Raw genomic sequence first — 13,906 nt, forward strand, 5'->3', positions numbered from 1 at the left:
TGCCATGCAAGACCTGTTGGAGCGCCCCGCCACGACACCCGTCCCGCCCGCGACGAGCACCCTCAAGCGCCGCCGCAACAGCCGGGCACGCTGGGAGCTGACCGCGCGCGTCGCCGCGCTGAGCCTGTTCTGCCTGCTGCTGCTGTTCCCGTTCGTATGGCTGGTGTCGCAGTCGCTCAAGGACACCAACCAGTACTTCGCGGTGCCGTTCGAGTGGATCCCCAGCCCGTTCCGCTGGGAGAACTTCAGCGACGTCATCTTCAAGTACGACTTCCTGCACTACATCGGCAACAGCCTGTGGCTCGCGGTGTACGCCGTCGTGGTCAACATCCTGTCGTCGTCGTTCGTCGCGTACGGCTTCTCCCGCTTCCGCTTCCCCGGCCGCAACGCGCTGTTCATGGTCGTGCTCGCCACGATGATGCTGCCCGGCCAGGTCATGACCATCTCGCTGTACCGCTTCTACCGCGAGATCGGCTGGATCGACACCTTCTACCCGCTGCTGATCCCGAAGCTGTTCGGGGCCGCGTTCGAGATCTTCCTGTTCCGGCAGTTCTTCCTCAGCCTGCCGCGCGAGGTCGACGAGGCCGCCCGCATCGACGGCTGCGGCACCCTGCGCACCTGGTGGCACATCATCCTGCCGCAGTCCAAGCCGGTCATCATCGTGGTCGCGGTGTTCACGTTCCTGGGCAGCTGGCGGGAACTGTTCGGCCCGCTGATCTACCTGACCGGCGAGGAGAACCGCACCCTGCCCCTGGGCCTGCTGTACTTCACCTCGCCGTTCGGCTCGTCGCTGCCCATGCTCATGGCGGCCATCGTCATCTCGCTCATCCCACCCGTCGTCCTGTACGCCCTCGGGCAGAAGTACATCGACAAGGGCGTCGCCATCGCGGAGATCAAATGAACGCCCCCCAGCCCGTCGCGGCCCAGGTGCCGCTGGACCGCTCGGCCCTGCCCGCGCCCGTCCTCGACGCCGAACCCGAACTCGTCGAGCTGTACTGGGCCGCGTGGGAGCTGGCCTACCAGCACGTCGTCACGCGGGAGGGGGCGCCGCGCTCGCCGTACATGGACGAGGGGTTCGATCCGGACACCATCTGGATCTGGGACACGTGCTTCATGGCGCACTTCTGCAAGTACGCCCCCGACCTGTTCCCGGGGGTGGAGAGCTTCGACAACTTCTACCGCCCGATGTACGACGGTGAGCCGACGTCCCTGAAGATCCACCATCCGGACAACCCGCCGCTGTTCGCCTGGTCCGAGGCCGAATACGTGCGTCACACCGGTGACCTGGACCGGGTCCGCTGGCTGCTGCGCGACCGTGCCTACCTGCAGCAGCACTTCGCGTTCATGGAGGGCACCGCGGCGGGCAGCCGCTTCCCACACAGCAACATCGCGACGACGATCGAGCGCGTGCCGCGCGGCTACCTGTGGGAGGGCGTGACCAGCGGCATGGACAACACGCCGCGCGCGCCGATCCAGGGCGAGCACGGCACGTCGGGCGGCATCCTGTGGTTCGACGTCGCGGCCCAGCAGGCCCTGTCGGCCCGCTCGATCGCGGACCTGGCCCGGCTCATCGGCGAACTCGACCTCGCCGCCGAATACGACGCGCACCACGCGCGGCTCGTCGCGCTGGTCGACGACTTCTGGTCGGCGTCGGACGGCTGCTACTTCGACCGCTTCAGCGAGGCCCCGCACGACTTCCACCGGGTACGCACTCCCGCGGTGTACTGGCCGCTGCTGGCCGGAGCCTGTGACGCGGACCAGGCCGACGCGCTGGCGGCGGCGCTGGCCGACCCTTCCTGTTTCGGGGGAGAGGTGCCCTGGCCGTCGGTCGCGCGGGACGACCCCGCGTTCCGGCCCGACGGGATGTACTGGCGGGGCGGGGTGTGGATTCCCGTCGCCTATGCGAGCGCCCGTGCCCTGGCCGACCACGGCCACGCGGACCTGGCCCATCGCGCGTCCCTCGACCTGATCCGCCACATGGCGCGCACGTGGTCGTCATACTCTCCGTCGACGATCTGGGAGGCGTACTCGCCGACCCGCCCGGCCCCGTCCACGGCCAAGGACGACCGCACCCCGGTGCGTCCCGACTTCTGCGGCTGGTCGGCCCTCGCCCCGATCTCGATGCTCATCGAGCACGTCCTCGGCTTCCGCGTAGACGCCCTGACCAGCACCGTCCACTACCGCCCCCACCTGCCCGGCCGCACCGGCATCCGCAACCTCCGCGTCGGCGACACCCGCGTCACCCTCATCTCCGACGACACCACCCTCACCGTCACCACCTCCGCCCCCATCACCCTCTCTCTGCCCGACCGCACCATCCCCCTCCTCCCCGGCCACCACACGCTCTGAGGAAAGGAAGGACACGCCGCTGCTTGCCGTTGCCGCATGGCGTGGCCGCTACAAGATCTGTTTTTGTGGACGCTGAGTGCCCCCAGAGGGGCAGCAGGCGTCCGCAAAAACAGATCTTCGTCGAGTAGCGGCGCGTGAGCCACGGGATGCCGGGTCCGTCGCTGTTCGACCCGGCTCAGGTGTGGGAGGTGACGGCGGTTGTCCCGGGACGAGCGAGGCCGGAAGGCACGCCGGAGAGCAAGACCGGACCGGACTCAGTCCGCAGCGGGCAGTGCATCCAGCCGGCTGGTCACGCGCTGCGCCACGCCCGCCATGGTGCGGTCGAACTCGGCGGCGAGGTCGAAGTCGTAACGGTGGGCCAGTACCAGCACCGACCACAGGCAGTCGGCCAGTTCGTGCGCCAGCGCCTCCCGGCCGCCGGGCAGGTGCCCTTGCATCACCTATACCGATGTGAAGGTGCCCTTCCTTTCCAGCGCGGGCAGGGATTGCCAGGTGACGGGCAGGTGGCGCATGACCAGGGCGCTGTCGAGGGCGATGGTTCCGGCGGGGAAGAGGTGGGGGTCGTCGTAGTAGGACGAGGCGGCGTGGAGGATGTCGGCGGGTTCGAGGTGCCAGCGGGTGGCGACCAGGCGCAGGCCCTCGTGGATGCCGGGGTGGCGGGACGGGGAGTAGCCGTCCGAGCCGGTGCGGAAGAAGCGCGAGGCGTCGGCGAGGTCGCTGAACAGGGCGCTGCCGGTGAGGTGGTCGGTGATGCGGGCGTGCACGTCGACGTATGCCTCGTCGTCGGTCGAGCGGAAGGACACCCGCAGGTCGGTGTCGGTCTCGGCGACGGTGAAGATCGAGCGGTGGTGCCAGCCGGGGTAGAGCCGTCCGCCGAGCGCGACGGTCGCCCGGGAGTGGCTGTCGCGGCGGGGGATGAACACGCCGGTGCGCTCGCCCTCGGGGGTGTCCCACGCGACGGAGATCCGGTGCGCGCCGTTCTCGGTGGGGCGCAGGCCGGTGGCGTACGGCATGCCGGGTAGCCGGGTGCCGCCGAGCCGGATCAGGCAGATGCCGACAACGGCCGAGCCGTGTACGAGCTGTGGCCGGAAGGGCTCGGGCAGCATCCGGGCGACCAGGTCGGGGTCGGCGCGGTAGTTCACCAGCAGGCGGCGCTGGATCTCGCTCTGCAAGCGCGGCAGCTTCACGGCAGCTCCTTCAGTGTTTGAGCGTGTGCTCAAACGGCACTGTAGGCTTGTTTGAGCAAATGCTCAAGGGCGTTGTGGGCCAGGTGACATCCGCCGTACGGCAGCGGCGGCGCACCCCGGAGAGGGTGCGCCGCCGCCGTCGTGTCAGAGGCCGTGAGCGGCCTACTCGAGTGCGAACTCCAGTGCGTACTCGAGAGCGAACTCCAATGCGGACATGGTGAACACCACCTTCCGAAGGATGCCTGACGTGCGTGAACTCAGCTTCCTGCGCGTGCAACTAAGTGTCAAGCAACTAGATATTTAAATTGATTACGATCCGGCCAACTGATCCAGTGGTACGGCCTTCGCGATCGCCTCGTTGCCCGCGTCGTTGGGGTGGATGTGGTCGCCGCTGTCGTACGCCGCCCGCAGCTTCGCGCTCGCGTCCGGGTCGCGCAGCACCGCGTCCAGGTCGATCACGTCGTCGAACTGCGCGCTGTCGCGCAGGTAGGCGTTCACCGCCAGCCGGGTGTTCTCCTTGCCCGGCGTCCACGAGCTGAACCCCTGGAACGGCCCCAGCGTGCAGCCGATCACCCGCAACCCCAGCTCACGGGCCTGCGTGGCCAGCTGGCGCAGCCCGAAGATGATCCGTTCGGGAGACTCGTCGTAGATCTGGATGTCGTTGATGCCGAGCGCGACGACGACCGTGTGCACGCCGGTCTGCCCAGGGCCGTCGCGCAGAAATCTGGCCAAACCGTTCACGCCCAGCTCGGGAAAGCCGATCTCGGATCCGTCGTGGGTCAGCGCGTTGCCGGCCAGGCCCAGGTTGAGTACGGCCGGGTCGGCCTCGCCCGCGTCGTCGTGCAGCCGGGCCGACAGGTAGTCCGTCCAGCGCCGGTGCAGGCCCAGCGTCGAGCCGTTGGCGGCGGTCAGCGAGTCGCCGATGACCGCCACGGCTCCGGCGTCGTGGGCGGTGCGCACGTCCACGCCGCTGAGGAAGAACCAGTAGTTGCGGCTGTCGGTGACCGCGTACTCGGCCTTGGCAGCCTGGTCGCCCGCGCCGACGTACGCCGGTTCACGCGCGTTGAACTGGAAGCTCACCGGACCGGTCGCCACCGGCAGGAACACGCTGACGGTCAGCTCCTGCAGGGCCTGCACGCCCATCGGGACCGGGTCGCTGAGCACCTGCCCGCCCTTGGGCACGGTGACCTGCTGGCGTCCGTCGAAGGTCAGCTCGCGCAGGGTGGCCGGCTGGATCTGCGGGGTGTCGTTGGCGACCGGCAGGGCCAGGGTCGCCCGGCCGACGGTCAGCGGCTGCGTGCCGAACACGTTCGACAGCCGGATGCGGGCCTGGTCGCCGCCGACCGAGGCGCGTACGGTCATGCGTACCGTCTGGTTGGTGAAGCCCTTGGCGGCGATGCCGCCACCGGCCGGGGCGAGCGCGGTCGCCCAGGTGCCCACCCAGCCCTCGCCCGGTGCGGCCTGCGCGGGTTCGCCCGACCGGCCCCAGGCGACGGCCAGGGTGAGCGCGGTGGCGACGAGCACGGCGGCCGCGACGGCGACCCGCCGCTGCGAGGGGCTGGCCACGGACATCGACCTCCAGGAGGGACCTTGCGCGCCGTCGCGCGATGTCCGGGTAGGAGGTCATCAAAGTCCGACCGGCGCACGTACGTCAATACGTCGATCATCCGAGTGGAGTGGAGACCGGACCCCCGGCCGCGTTGGGGCGCAGGGGCGGGGGTCCGGTGACTTCGGTGGGGTGCTCAGCCGGAGATCGCGGCGTGCATCTCCCAGATCATGACCTCGGCGGCCGTGCTCGCGGTGATCCGCTGGCCGCCGGTGGCGGTCAGCCGCACCGAGTCACCCTGGGCCAGCGGGCCCGCCTGCTCCACGGTCACCGCGCCGCGCGCCACGAACAGGTGCAGGTACGGCGCGTTCGGCAGCTGGACGCTGTCGCCCGCCTGCAGCCGCGCGACGTGCAGCGCCGCGTGGCGGTTGCGGATCCGGATCGCGGACGCGCCGGAGTGCTGCTTCATGCCGGAGGCCACCGTCACCAGGCCGCCGCGCAGCAGCTCGTCGTCGATCTCCAGCTGCTCGTAGCCGGGCTTGATGTTGTCGGTGTCGGGCACCACCCACATCTGGATGAAGTGCACCGGGTCGGCGTGCCGGTCGCCGTCGAGCCGCCAGGAGTCGTTCTTCTCCGAGTGCTGGATGCCGCTGCCCGCGCTCATCCGCTGGGCCAGGCCCGGGTAGATGATGCCGTTGTGCCCGGTGGAGTCCTGGTGCACCAGCGAGCCGCGCAGCACCCAGGTCACGATCTCCATGTCGCGGTGCGGGTGGGTCTCGAAGCCGAAGCCGGGCTTGACGATGTCGTCGTTGTTGACCAGCAGCAGCCCGTGGTGGGTGTTGCGCGGGTCGTAGTGGCGCCCGAACGAGAACGAGTGCTTGGAGTCCAGCCAGCCGATGCGGGTCTTGGCCCGCTCGTCGGCGTACCGGACGTCGATGAGCTCGCGGCGGGGCTTGGCGGTGGAGGTCTTCACGGCCGTGCCTTTCGATCGGGTCGTTGCGTTGTCAACGAATTCAGCATACATGACATTGTTGCGCGGTCAACTATTCCCGCTAGACTGGAGGCATGGCGCAGACGCGGTGGCTCGACGACGACGAGCAGGAGACCTGGCGGGCATACCTGGAGGCGACCCGGTTGCTGATCCAGGCGCTCGACCGGCAGCTCGAAACGGACGCCGGGGTCTCTTTCACCGATTATGAGCTGCTCGTCCACCTGTCCGAAGCGCCGGGGCACCGGCTGCGCATGCGTGACCTGGCCGATGCCAGCTTCACCTCCCGCAGCGGCGTGACCCGTGCGGTGACCAGGCTCGAAGACGCGGGCTGGGTGCGCCGGGTCGAGTGCGACGACGACCGGCGCGGCATGCACGCCGAACTCACCGCGGCCGGCGCGGCCAAACTCGCCGAGGCCGCCCCCGGCCACGTCGGCGCGGTCCGCGAGCACATGTTCGACCACCTCAGCGCCGAGGACCGGGCCCACGTCCGCGACGCGTACACCCGCATGCGGGCCCACCTGCTCGGCTGAGGCCGCCCGGCTATCGTGTACCGATGCCCGAGGGACACACCGTACGCCGGCTCGCCGACCGGCACCGTGAACTGTTCGCCGGTCAGCCGGTCGCCGTGACCAGCCCGCAGGGCAGGTTCGCCGAGGGCGCGGCCCGGATCAGCGGCGCGGTCCTGCTCGACACCGAGGCGTACGGCAAGCACCTGCTGCACCACTACGGCGACGTCAGCCTGCACGTGCACCTGGGGCTCTACGGCAAGGTCACCGACGGCGACGGGCCCGTGCCGCCCCCGGTCGGGCAGATCCGGCTGCGCATGGCCAACCCCCGGCACTGGCTCGACCTGCGCGGCCCGACCGCCTGCGAACTGCTCGACCCGCCTGAGGTCGACGCGCTGCGCGCCCGGCTCGGCGCGGACCCGCTCAGAGCCGACGCCAAACCCGATCAGGCGTACGAGCGCATCAAGCGCAGCAACAACGCCCTCGCCGCCCTGCTGCTCGACCAGTCGATCGTGGCCGGGACCGGCCTGATCTTCGTGTTGGAGGCGCTGTTCCGGGCCGGGCTCGCCCCGACCGCGCCCGGCCGCACGCTGACCCCCGCCGGGTGGCGCGAACTGTGGGCCGACCTGGTCGACCTGATGGGCAAGGCCGTGCTCAGCGGCCGGATCGACACGGTACGCCCCGAGCACGAGCCGGAGGCGATGGGCCGCCCGCCCCGGGTCGACCGGCACGGTGGCGAGGTCTACGTGTACCGCCGTCCCGACCAGCCCTGCCTGGTCTGCGGCACCACGGTCAGCCGCGGGCAGCTGGCCGGGCGCAACTCGTACTGGTGCGCGACCTGTCAGAAGGGTGCTTCGTGAAGCGATACGCCGGGCTGCTGCGCGGGATCAACGTCGGCGGCCACAAGAAGATCTCCATGGCCGACCTGCGCAAGCTCGTCGAGGGCCTGGGCCACGAGGACGTCAAGACGCTGCTGCAGAGCGGCAACGTCGTCTTCGGCAGTGACTCCCCGGATCAGCAGGCGCTCGCCACGCAGCTGGAGAAGGCCATCGAGGCCGAACTCGGCATGTCCGTCGGCTGCCTGGTCCGCGACGGGGCCGACCTGGCCCGCATCATCGCCGCCAACCCGCTCGGCGACGTCGCCGACAACCCGTCCCGCCACTTCGTGGTCTTCCTGTCCGGCGAGGCCGACCCCGCCAAACTGGCCGAGGTCGAAGCCCTCGCCAAACCCGGCGAGCGCCTGGCGGCAGGCGAGCGCGAGGTCCACATGTGGCTCCCCGACGGCGCAGCCGACACCAAACTGACCCACCTCCTCTTCCAAAAACGCCTGGGCGTAACCGTCGCCACCGCCCGCAACTGGAACACAGTCACCAAACTCACCACCCTGCTCACCTGACCCCCTCCGCGCTCCGCGTCCCGCGCTCCGCGTCCCGCGCTCCGCGCTCCGCGCTCCGCGTCTCGCATAGACGCTGGCCTATCACATCGAAAATAAGTAGATCAAATTCGATGAGATAGGCCAGCGTCTACGTAAGGCGGGGCGTCGCTGTGCGGCGCGGCCTGTGTGTGGTGTGGCGAGGGAGTGGTGGTGGTCAGTGTTGGCGGTGGGTGGCGAGGCGGGCCAGGGCGTGTAGTTGGGAGGCGGGGGAGAGGGCCAGGTCGGCGGCGTGGAGGCGGCGCAGGGCCTGGGCCAGCAGGGCGTCGGCGCGGGTACGGGCCCAGGCGCGGGCTCCGGCGGCCTCGACCAGTTCGGCCGCGCGGGTCAGTTCGGGGCCGTCGAGCGGGCCCTGGCGCTGGTACAGCAGGGACAGCTCGTGGCCGGCGGGGGTGCCGGAGGTGAGCGCGGCGACGACCGGCAGCGACTTCTTGCGGCTGGCCAGGTCGGAGTGGATCGACTTGCCGGTGACCGCCGGGTCGCCCCAGATGCCGAGCAGGTCGTCGACGAACTGGAAGGCCAGCCCCATCCGGCGGCCGAACTCGGTCAGCGCCGCGACCTGCTCGGCCGTGCCGCCGCCGAGCAGTGCCCCGAGCGCGCACGCCCCGCCCAGCAGCGCGGCCGTCTTGGACTCGGCCATCGACAGGCACTCGGCCAGGCGTACGTCGTCGCGCTCCTCGAATTCGAGGTCGGCGCTCTGCCCGTCGAGCAGTTCCTGAACGGCCGAGTTGAGCAGCCGCCCGGCCTCGGGCACGGCCGGGTGGCCGCACCCGGCGAGCACGTCGAAGCCCAGGGCGAGCAGCGCGTCCCCGGCGAGGATGGCCGGGGCCTGCCCGAACACCGTCCACGCGGTGGGCCGGTGCCGCCGGGTGACGTCGCCGTCCATGATGTCGTCGTGCAGCAGCGAGAAGTTGTGGATCAACTCCACGGCCACCGCCGCGGGCACCGCGCGGGCCGCGTCGCCGCCCACGGACTCGGCGGCGACCAGCGCGAGCGCGGGCCGGATCGCCTTGCCGGCGTCGCCGGTGGCGGGCGTGCCGTCGGCGTCCCACCAGCCGAAGTGATACCCCGAAATGCGGCGCATCGAGGGCCGCAGCGTGCCGACCGCGGCTCTTAACGCGGGGTCGACGAGCGTGCGGCTCCACGCCAGCACGTCCCGTGCGGACTGGCCGCGTGCCATCTCCACTGTGCTCATGGTGGTCCCACCTCTCCCGAAGGGCTTACGACAAAGACGCCGGGCACCCTGTCCAACGTGCGCACACGGGGGCAAGGTGCCCGGCGGTTGTGATCAGTGGCCGAGTTCCACGTTCTCCAGCACCCCGAGCGCGTCAGGGACCAGCACCGCGGCGGAGTAGTAGGCGCTGACCAGGTACGACAGGATCGCCTTGTCGTTGATGCCCATGAACCGGACCGACAGGCTCGGCTGGTACTCGTCGGGCAGGCCGGTCTGGTGCAGGCCGATGACGCCCTGCTCGGCCTCGCCCAGGCGCATGACCAGGATCGAGGTGGTCCGGTTCGGGCTCACCGGGATCTTGTTGCAGGGGAGCAGGGGCACGCCGCGCCAGGCGGGCACGGTGCTGCCGTTGATCTCCACGCCCTGCGGGTAGAGGCCCCGGCGGGTGCACTCGCGGCCGAAGGCGGCGATGGCCTGCGGGTGGGCGAGGAACAGGTGCGAGCTGCGCCGCCTGCTGAGCAGCTCGTCGAGGTCGTCGGGCGTCGGCGGCCCGGACCGGGTGTGGATGCGCTGTTTGAGGTCGGCGTTGTGGAGCAGGCCGAACTCCCGGTGGTTGATCAGTTCGTGCTCCTGGCGCTCCTTGAGGGCCTCGATGGTGAGCCGCAACTGCTGCTCGATCTGGTTCATCGGCTCGTTGTAGAGGTCCGCGACGCGGGTGTGCACCTGCAGCACGGTCTGCGCGACGCTGAGCTCGTACTCCCGGGGGGACAGCTCGTAGTCGACGAACGTGCCGGGCAGCTGCGCCTCGCCGAGGTGCCCGGCCGAGATCTCGATCGCGGCCTCGCCGTGCTTGTTCTGCGGCGGCACCGGGTTGGCCTGGAACCGCCGTACGTGGTCGCGCAGCTGCTCGGACTGCCCGACGACCTCGTCGAACGCGGCCCGGCTCATCGACATGACGATGCAGCTGGTCACCGCCTTGACGGTGACGTCCCAGGTGCTGCCGAGCTTGGTCAGCGACTGGTCGCCGAAGTACTCCCCGTCGGCCAGCACGCCGAGCACGATGCGGTCGCCGTACTTGCCGGTGCCCAGCTTGTTGACCTTGCCGTGTGCGATGAGGTGCACCTGGTCGGCCGGGCGGCCGGCCTCCACGATCACGTCGCCGGGGGCGTACTCCGCCTGTGTGAACCGGTCGGCCAGCGCGCCGAGCACCCCGAGGTCCTCGAAGTCGCGCAGCAGCGGCAGCTCGCACAGCTCCGGCGGCACGACCTTGACCTGCGCGCCGACTGTCGTGAAGCTGACTCGGCCGTCCCCGACGGCGTAGCTCAGCCGCCGGTTGACCCGGTAGGTGCCGCCCTTGACCTGGACCCACGGCAGCATGCGCAGCAGCCACCGGGACGAGATCTCCTGCATCTGGGGCGCCGACTTCGTCGTCGTCGCCAGATTGCGGGCCGCTGCCGTGGCCAGACTCGACCGTGCCTGTCCACTCTCGACTTCCGCGGAGGAATCCACAGACACCACGATCACCCACTTCTGGTAGTACGAACCGGCGGGGAGATCCCCGCCGGTGTCCGGTTCGCACTAATTCTGATCGTAAAAGTGGTATGAACGAAAGGTCTGGAAGTGGTGATCGTCCTCTGCTAGGGTGCACCCGCCCCGGACATGACCAAGGCTCCGTCCTCGCCGGGTGAGCGGCGCGAACGGAGCCTTGATCGGCGTACGGCTACAGGCGCAACTCGGTCCAGGTCAGCCCGTCGGCGGAGAGCCGGAAGGGCTGCTCGGTGCCCTTCGGCCCACTGCCCTGCAGGTAGCGGGCGCCGACGCGTTGCCAGGGGGGCACGTCGCCCACCCGGCCCAGCCGGTCCTCGGACGGCATGGCCCGGTAGACGGTCACGGGCAGCGGCGGCCCGAACACGAACAGGGTGCCGTCGAACGCGACCACCGCGCCCAGCCCGATGTCGCCGCCGGGGTCGGGCGGAAGGTCCCTGCCCAGGTCAGCCCAGTGCGCGCCGTCGTCGACGCTGCGCCAGACCCGGCGCTTCGGGTACGACTCCACGACGTACACGATCCGGCCGTGTGCGATCTCCGGTCCCTGGCCGTTGCCCGGTAGCGCCGCGTCGCCGGGCAGCGGCACCTCCCGCCACGTACGGCCCCGGTCCCGGCTGACCCACAGCCAGGTCCGGTTGTCGTCGCCGCCGTACACCCAGTCGCTGCCGTCGTCGGCGCGCAGCACGTTCGACCACATCGAGGTCAGCGGCCTGGTCACCGGCGGGGTGGCCAGCGTCGACGAGGTCCCGTCCGGCAGCAGCACGACGATGCCGATCGGCTTGCCGGGCTCCGAGCGGACCTCCGCCAGCCCGCCCTCGGGGATCTCCGGCACCGTGCCCCGCGGCTGCACCGGCTGCTCGGTCCAGGTCCGGCCGCCGTCGGCGGTGAACCTGCGCGTGGGGCTCTCGAAGGTGTCCAGCGCGACCGTGGTGGCGCCGAGCACCCGCAGTGTGGCCGGCGAGCCGCCCTGCCCGGCGGGGAACGTCGCGCCGGGCACGGGGCGCGGCTGCCAGGTCGCACCGCCGTCGACGGTCTGCGCCAGGTACAGCTGGCAGACGTCGGTCGGGCAGGCCTGGGCCAGCGCGAACCCGTGATCGGCGTCGGCGAAGTGGACCTCCGGCTCCGCGAGCAGCGACACCGCGCCCACCGGCGGCGGGGACGGGAACGCCGGGGGCGCCGACCCGGCCGTGGGCCGCAGCGAGGCGACCGTCCCGGCCACGGTGGCCAGCACCGCGACCGCGCACACCGCCGCCACACCGGTGATCCGGCGGCGGCGGCGCAGGCCGTGCACGGCCGTGACGACCGCGGCGGCCGAGGGCGGCGGCAGCTGCGAGCGCCGTCGCAGCTCGTCGCGCAGGAGACGCTCAACGTCGTGCATAGGGGCCGCCCTCCACCTGGTCGCTGTCGAGCTGGCGGCGCAGCGCGGCCAGGCCCCGGTGGCGCAGCGAGCGCACCGTGGCCGGACGCCGGTCCAGCATCGCGGCTATCTCCTCATCGGACAGATCGTCGAGAAAACCGAGCACCAGCACCGCCCGCTGGGCGCGTGGCAACGCGTCCAGGGCGCGGCGCAGCTGATCACGGACATCGACCGGGCCGTACGCGTCAGGCGACGGCCAGTCGACCTCCATCGGCACGCTGACCGGCCGCCTGCGGCGGATCCGCCACGCGCTCAGGTACGTGTTGAGCATCGTCGTGCGCGCGTACGCCAGCGGGCTGCCGTCGCGGTGCACCCGCCGCCACGCTCCGGCGACCTTGACCAGCGTGTCCTGGATCAGGTCGTCGGCGGCCGCGCGCTCACCCGTCAGGGCGTACGCGTAGCGGCTGAGCGCGGGCAGGGCGGCATGGACGAACTCGTCGAACGTTTGATCCGGCACCAGTCGCCACCTCCACCCGGTAAGTACGCCGGGCGGGGCCGTCCTGTTGCACTGTCACGCCACGGATCTCAGCCGGACGTGAGCCAGTCCCGCACGGACTCCATCGAGTCGAAGTACGCCGTCGGGAACGTGGCGGGGCCCTCGGGCGCCGGTTCGGCCTCGGCCGCCTCGGCGGGGCGCATCAGGTAGGCGAGTTTGGCCAGCCCGGCGCGGTCGAGGCTGGGCACGACGTGCTGGTCGTACCAGTCGTCGAAGTCGGCGTCCGGCCGGTGGCGCAGCTCGCGCGCGTCGACCACGGCGTAGCGGGTCGGCTCCTGCTCGGCGGTCTGCGCGAAGCGGGACATCAGCGCCCGGAACGCGTCGTCGCTGATGTGGTCGGTCGCCGCCGACCAGGTCAGCGCCAGCACGTCGCCGTCGTCGCGGCTGATCGTGCCGTATTCGTCATGGTAGATCGAGTTCGACATGGCGCTCCCTCCTCGGCCCGCGGGCGGCCACGGCCTCGCTGAGCCCGTGCTCCCCGCCGCTGACCTCGATCACCTGCCCGGTGACGCCTCCGGACACATCGGACGACAGCCAGGCGACGGTTCCGGCGACCTCGTCCAGGGTCACCGGCCGCCCGAGCGCGTTCTCGTAGTACATCGGGCCGGTCGACAGCCGGGTGGCCCGCACGTGGTTGACCCGTACGCCGGACGGCCCGTACTCGGTGGCCATGCTGCGGGCCAGGGCCTCCAGCGCGCCCGCGACCGCGCCGAGCGCCCCGGTGTGCGGGCGGCCGCTGCTGCCGTTGGTGGACGCGACCGTGATGATCGAGCCGCGCCCGGCCGGGACCATGACCCGGGCGGCCTCCCGCGCGGTCAGGAACTGCGCTCCGATCACCTCGCCCAGCGCCTCGGTGAGCACCGCCGGATCGAGGTCGCGGTACGGCACGCCGACGCCGGAGCTGTGCGCGGGCAGCTCGAAACCGTTGAAGCACACGTCGACCGGGCCCTTGGCGGCCACGGCGGCGACGTATTCGCGTACATGATGGGGGTCGGTGGGGTCGACGGTGGCCGGATGGGCCTCGCCGCCGTCGGCGTTGACCTTCTCGGCCAGCGCCTCGACGGCCTCGGTGTCCAGGCCGCTGACCCACACCTGCGCGCCCAGCCTGCCCAGGTGGCGGGCCACGCTCTCGGCCAGCCGCTCGTCGGCGGCGAACACCAGGGCGCGTTTGCCGGAGAGCATCATCGTCATCCCCTCACGGGCGGTCCGGCGGGCGCGTCACCGCACGCCTCCTCACCGGAATCGTGCCACGTCAGCGGCCTT

The 13,906-nt window shown here is 71.0% G+C and carries 15 protein-coding genes; 5 read left to right on the forward strand and 10 right to left on the reverse strand.

Features of this window, described 5'->3' with window-relative positions; genetic code table 11:
• The first annotated feature begins 4 nt into the window (after nucleotides 1-4).
• Nucleotides 5-901: a carbohydrate ABC transporter permease gene (locus HAV40_RS22235; protein WP_166384301.1), complete on the forward strand. Its 897-nt coding sequence runs from the start codon at nucleotides 5-7 to the stop codon at nucleotides 899-901.
• Nucleotides 898-2,349: an MGH1-like glycoside hydrolase domain-containing protein gene (locus HAV40_RS22240; protein ID WP_166384302.1), complete on the forward strand. Its 1,452-nt coding sequence runs from the start codon at nucleotides 898-900 to the stop codon at nucleotides 2,347-2,349. The genes HAV40_RS22235 and HAV40_RS22240 overlap by 4 nt, the downstream gene beginning before the upstream one ends.
• A gap of 254 nt (nucleotides 2,350-2,603) precedes the next feature.
• Here HAV40_RS22240 and HAV40_RS22245 read toward each other — a convergent pair whose 3' ends face one another.
• From HAV40_RS22245 to HAV40_RS22260, 4 genes are all read right to left on the reverse strand, one after another.
• Nucleotides 2,604-2,786, reverse strand: a complete 183-nt coding sequence (locus HAV40_RS22245; RefSeq protein ID WP_166384578.1) for a MazG nucleotide pyrophosphohydrolase domain-containing protein — start codon at nucleotides 2,784-2,786, stop codon at nucleotides 2,604-2,606.
• Nucleotides 2,787-2,789: 3 nt separating this feature from the next.
• Nucleotides 2,790-3,536 carry a DUF2071 domain-containing protein gene (locus HAV40_RS22250; RefSeq protein ID WP_166384304.1) on the reverse strand — a complete coding sequence of 249 codons (747 nt, stop codon included), beginning with the start codon at nucleotides 3,534-3,536 and terminating at the stop codon, nucleotides 2,790-2,792.
• Nucleotides 3,537-3,845: 309 nt separating this feature from the next.
• Complete coding sequence (locus tag HAV40_RS22255) at nucleotides 3,846-5,102, reverse strand: GDSL-type esterase/lipase family protein (RefSeq protein ID WP_166384306.1); 1,257 nt, start codon at nucleotides 5,100-5,102, stop codon at nucleotides 3,846-3,848.
• Nucleotides 5,103-5,278: 176 nt separating this feature from the next.
• Nucleotides 5,279-6,055, reverse strand: a complete 777-nt coding sequence (locus HAV40_RS22260; RefSeq protein WP_239087021.1) for a pirin family protein — start codon at nucleotides 6,053-6,055, stop codon at nucleotides 5,279-5,281.
• Between the two features lie 92 nt (nucleotides 6,056-6,147).
• On the opposite strand from HAV40_RS22260, the gene HAV40_RS22265 reads away from it, so the two are divergent.
• Genes HAV40_RS22265 through HAV40_RS22275 form a run of 3 tightly spaced genes read left to right on the forward strand, consistent with a single transcriptional unit; the run spans nucleotide 6,148 to nucleotide 7,975 of the window.
• Nucleotides 6,148-6,603 carry a MarR family winged helix-turn-helix transcriptional regulator gene (locus tag HAV40_RS22265; protein WP_166384310.1) on the forward strand — a complete coding sequence of 152 codons (456 nt, stop codon included), beginning with the start codon at nucleotides 6,148-6,150 and terminating at the stop codon, nucleotides 6,601-6,603.
• A 23-nt stretch (nucleotides 6,604-6,626) separates the two neighbouring features.
• Complete coding sequence (locus HAV40_RS22270; protein WP_166384312.1) at nucleotides 6,627-7,439, forward strand: Fpg/Nei family DNA glycosylase; 813 nt, start codon at nucleotides 6,627-6,629, stop codon at nucleotides 7,437-7,439.
• Nucleotides 7,436-7,975, forward strand: a complete 540-nt coding sequence (locus HAV40_RS22275) for a DUF1697 domain-containing protein (RefSeq protein WP_166384314.1) — start codon at nucleotides 7,436-7,438, stop codon at nucleotides 7,973-7,975. Before HAV40_RS22270 ends, HAV40_RS22275 begins: the two co-directional genes overlap by 4 nt.
• Before the next feature lie 193 nt (nucleotides 7,976-8,168).
• Here the strand turns inward: HAV40_RS22275 and HAV40_RS22280 are convergent, their stop codons facing one another.
• The 6 genes from HAV40_RS22280 to HAV40_RS22305 form a co-directional block, all read right to left on the reverse strand.
• Nucleotides 8,169-9,206: a family 2 encapsulin nanocompartment cargo protein polyprenyl transferase gene (locus tag HAV40_RS22280; protein WP_166384316.1), complete on the reverse strand. Its 1,038-nt coding sequence runs from the start codon at nucleotides 9,204-9,206 to the stop codon at nucleotides 8,169-8,171.
• A gap of 93 nt (nucleotides 9,207-9,299) precedes the next feature.
• Entirely contained in the window at nucleotides 9,300-10,709 is a 1,410-nt protein-coding gene (locus HAV40_RS22285; RefSeq protein ID WP_338076426.1) for a family 2B encapsulin nanocompartment shell protein, read from the reverse strand.
• Between the two features lie 196 nt (nucleotides 10,710-10,905).
• On the reverse strand, nucleotides 10,906-12,108 hold the full coding sequence (locus HAV40_RS22290; RefSeq protein ID WP_166384320.1) for a sialidase family protein: 1,203 nt from the start codon (nucleotides 12,106-12,108) through the stop codon (nucleotides 10,906-10,908).
• Nucleotides 12,095-12,604 carry a SigE family RNA polymerase sigma factor gene (locus HAV40_RS22295; RefSeq protein ID WP_166384322.1) on the reverse strand — a complete coding sequence of 170 codons (510 nt, stop codon included), beginning with the start codon at nucleotides 12,602-12,604 and terminating at the stop codon, nucleotides 12,095-12,097. Before HAV40_RS22295 ends, HAV40_RS22290 begins: the two co-directional genes overlap by 14 nt.
• A 68-nt stretch (nucleotides 12,605-12,672) precedes the next feature.
• Nucleotides 12,673-13,068, reverse strand: a complete 396-nt coding sequence (locus tag HAV40_RS22300) for a hypothetical protein (protein ID WP_166384324.1) — start codon at nucleotides 13,066-13,068, stop codon at nucleotides 12,673-12,675.
• Nucleotides 13,046-13,834 carry an SDR family NAD(P)-dependent oxidoreductase gene (locus tag HAV40_RS22305; RefSeq protein ID WP_166384326.1) on the reverse strand — a complete coding sequence of 263 codons (789 nt, stop codon included), beginning with the start codon at nucleotides 13,832-13,834 and terminating at the stop codon, nucleotides 13,046-13,048. Before HAV40_RS22305 ends, HAV40_RS22300 begins: the two co-directional genes overlap by 23 nt.
• Nucleotides 13,835-13,906: the final 72 nt, after the last annotated feature.

Origin of the sequence: Catellatospora methionotrophica (assembly GCF_011297335.1) — a bacterium.
Lineage (GTDB): Bacteria > Actinomycetota > Actinomycetes > Mycobacteriales > Micromonosporaceae > Catellatospora > Catellatospora methionotrophica.

What these genes read in the sequence shown, in the direction of transcription:
- HAV40_RS22235 (WP_166384301.1), top strand. Translation starts at nt 5, where the DNA reads ATGCAAGACCTGTTGGAGCGCCCCGCCACGACACCCGTCCCGCCCGCG.
- HAV40_RS22240 (WP_166384302.1), top strand. Translation starts at nt 898, where the DNA reads ATGAACGCCCCCCAGCCCGTCGCGGCCCAGGTGCCGCTGGACCGCTCG.
- HAV40_RS22245 (WP_166384578.1), bottom strand. Translation starts at nt 2,786, where the DNA reads ATGCAAGGGCACCTGCCCGGCGGCCGGGAGGCGCTGGCGCACGAACTG.
- HAV40_RS22265 (WP_166384310.1), top strand. Translation starts at nt 6,148, where the DNA reads ATGGCGCAGACGCGGTGGCTCGACGACGACGAGCAGGAGACCTGGCGG.
- HAV40_RS22270 (WP_166384312.1), top strand. Translation starts at nt 6,627, where the DNA reads ATGCCCGAGGGACACACCGTACGCCGGCTCGCCGACCGGCACCGTGAA.
- HAV40_RS22280 (WP_166384316.1), bottom strand. Translation starts at nt 9,206, where the DNA reads ATGAGCACAGTGGAGATGGCACGCGGCCAGTCCGCACGGGACGTGCTG.
- HAV40_RS22290 (WP_166384320.1), bottom strand. Translation starts at nt 12,108, where the DNA reads ATGCACGACGTTGAGCGTCTCCTGCGCGACGAGCTGCGACGGCGCTCG.
- HAV40_RS22300 (WP_166384324.1), bottom strand. Translation starts at nt 13,068, where the DNA reads ATGTCGAACTCGATCTACCATGACGAATACGGCACGATCAGCCGCGAC.
- HAV40_RS22305 (WP_166384326.1), bottom strand. Translation starts at nt 13,834, where the DNA reads ATGACGATGATGCTCTCCGGCAAACGCGCCCTGGTGTTCGCCGCCGAC.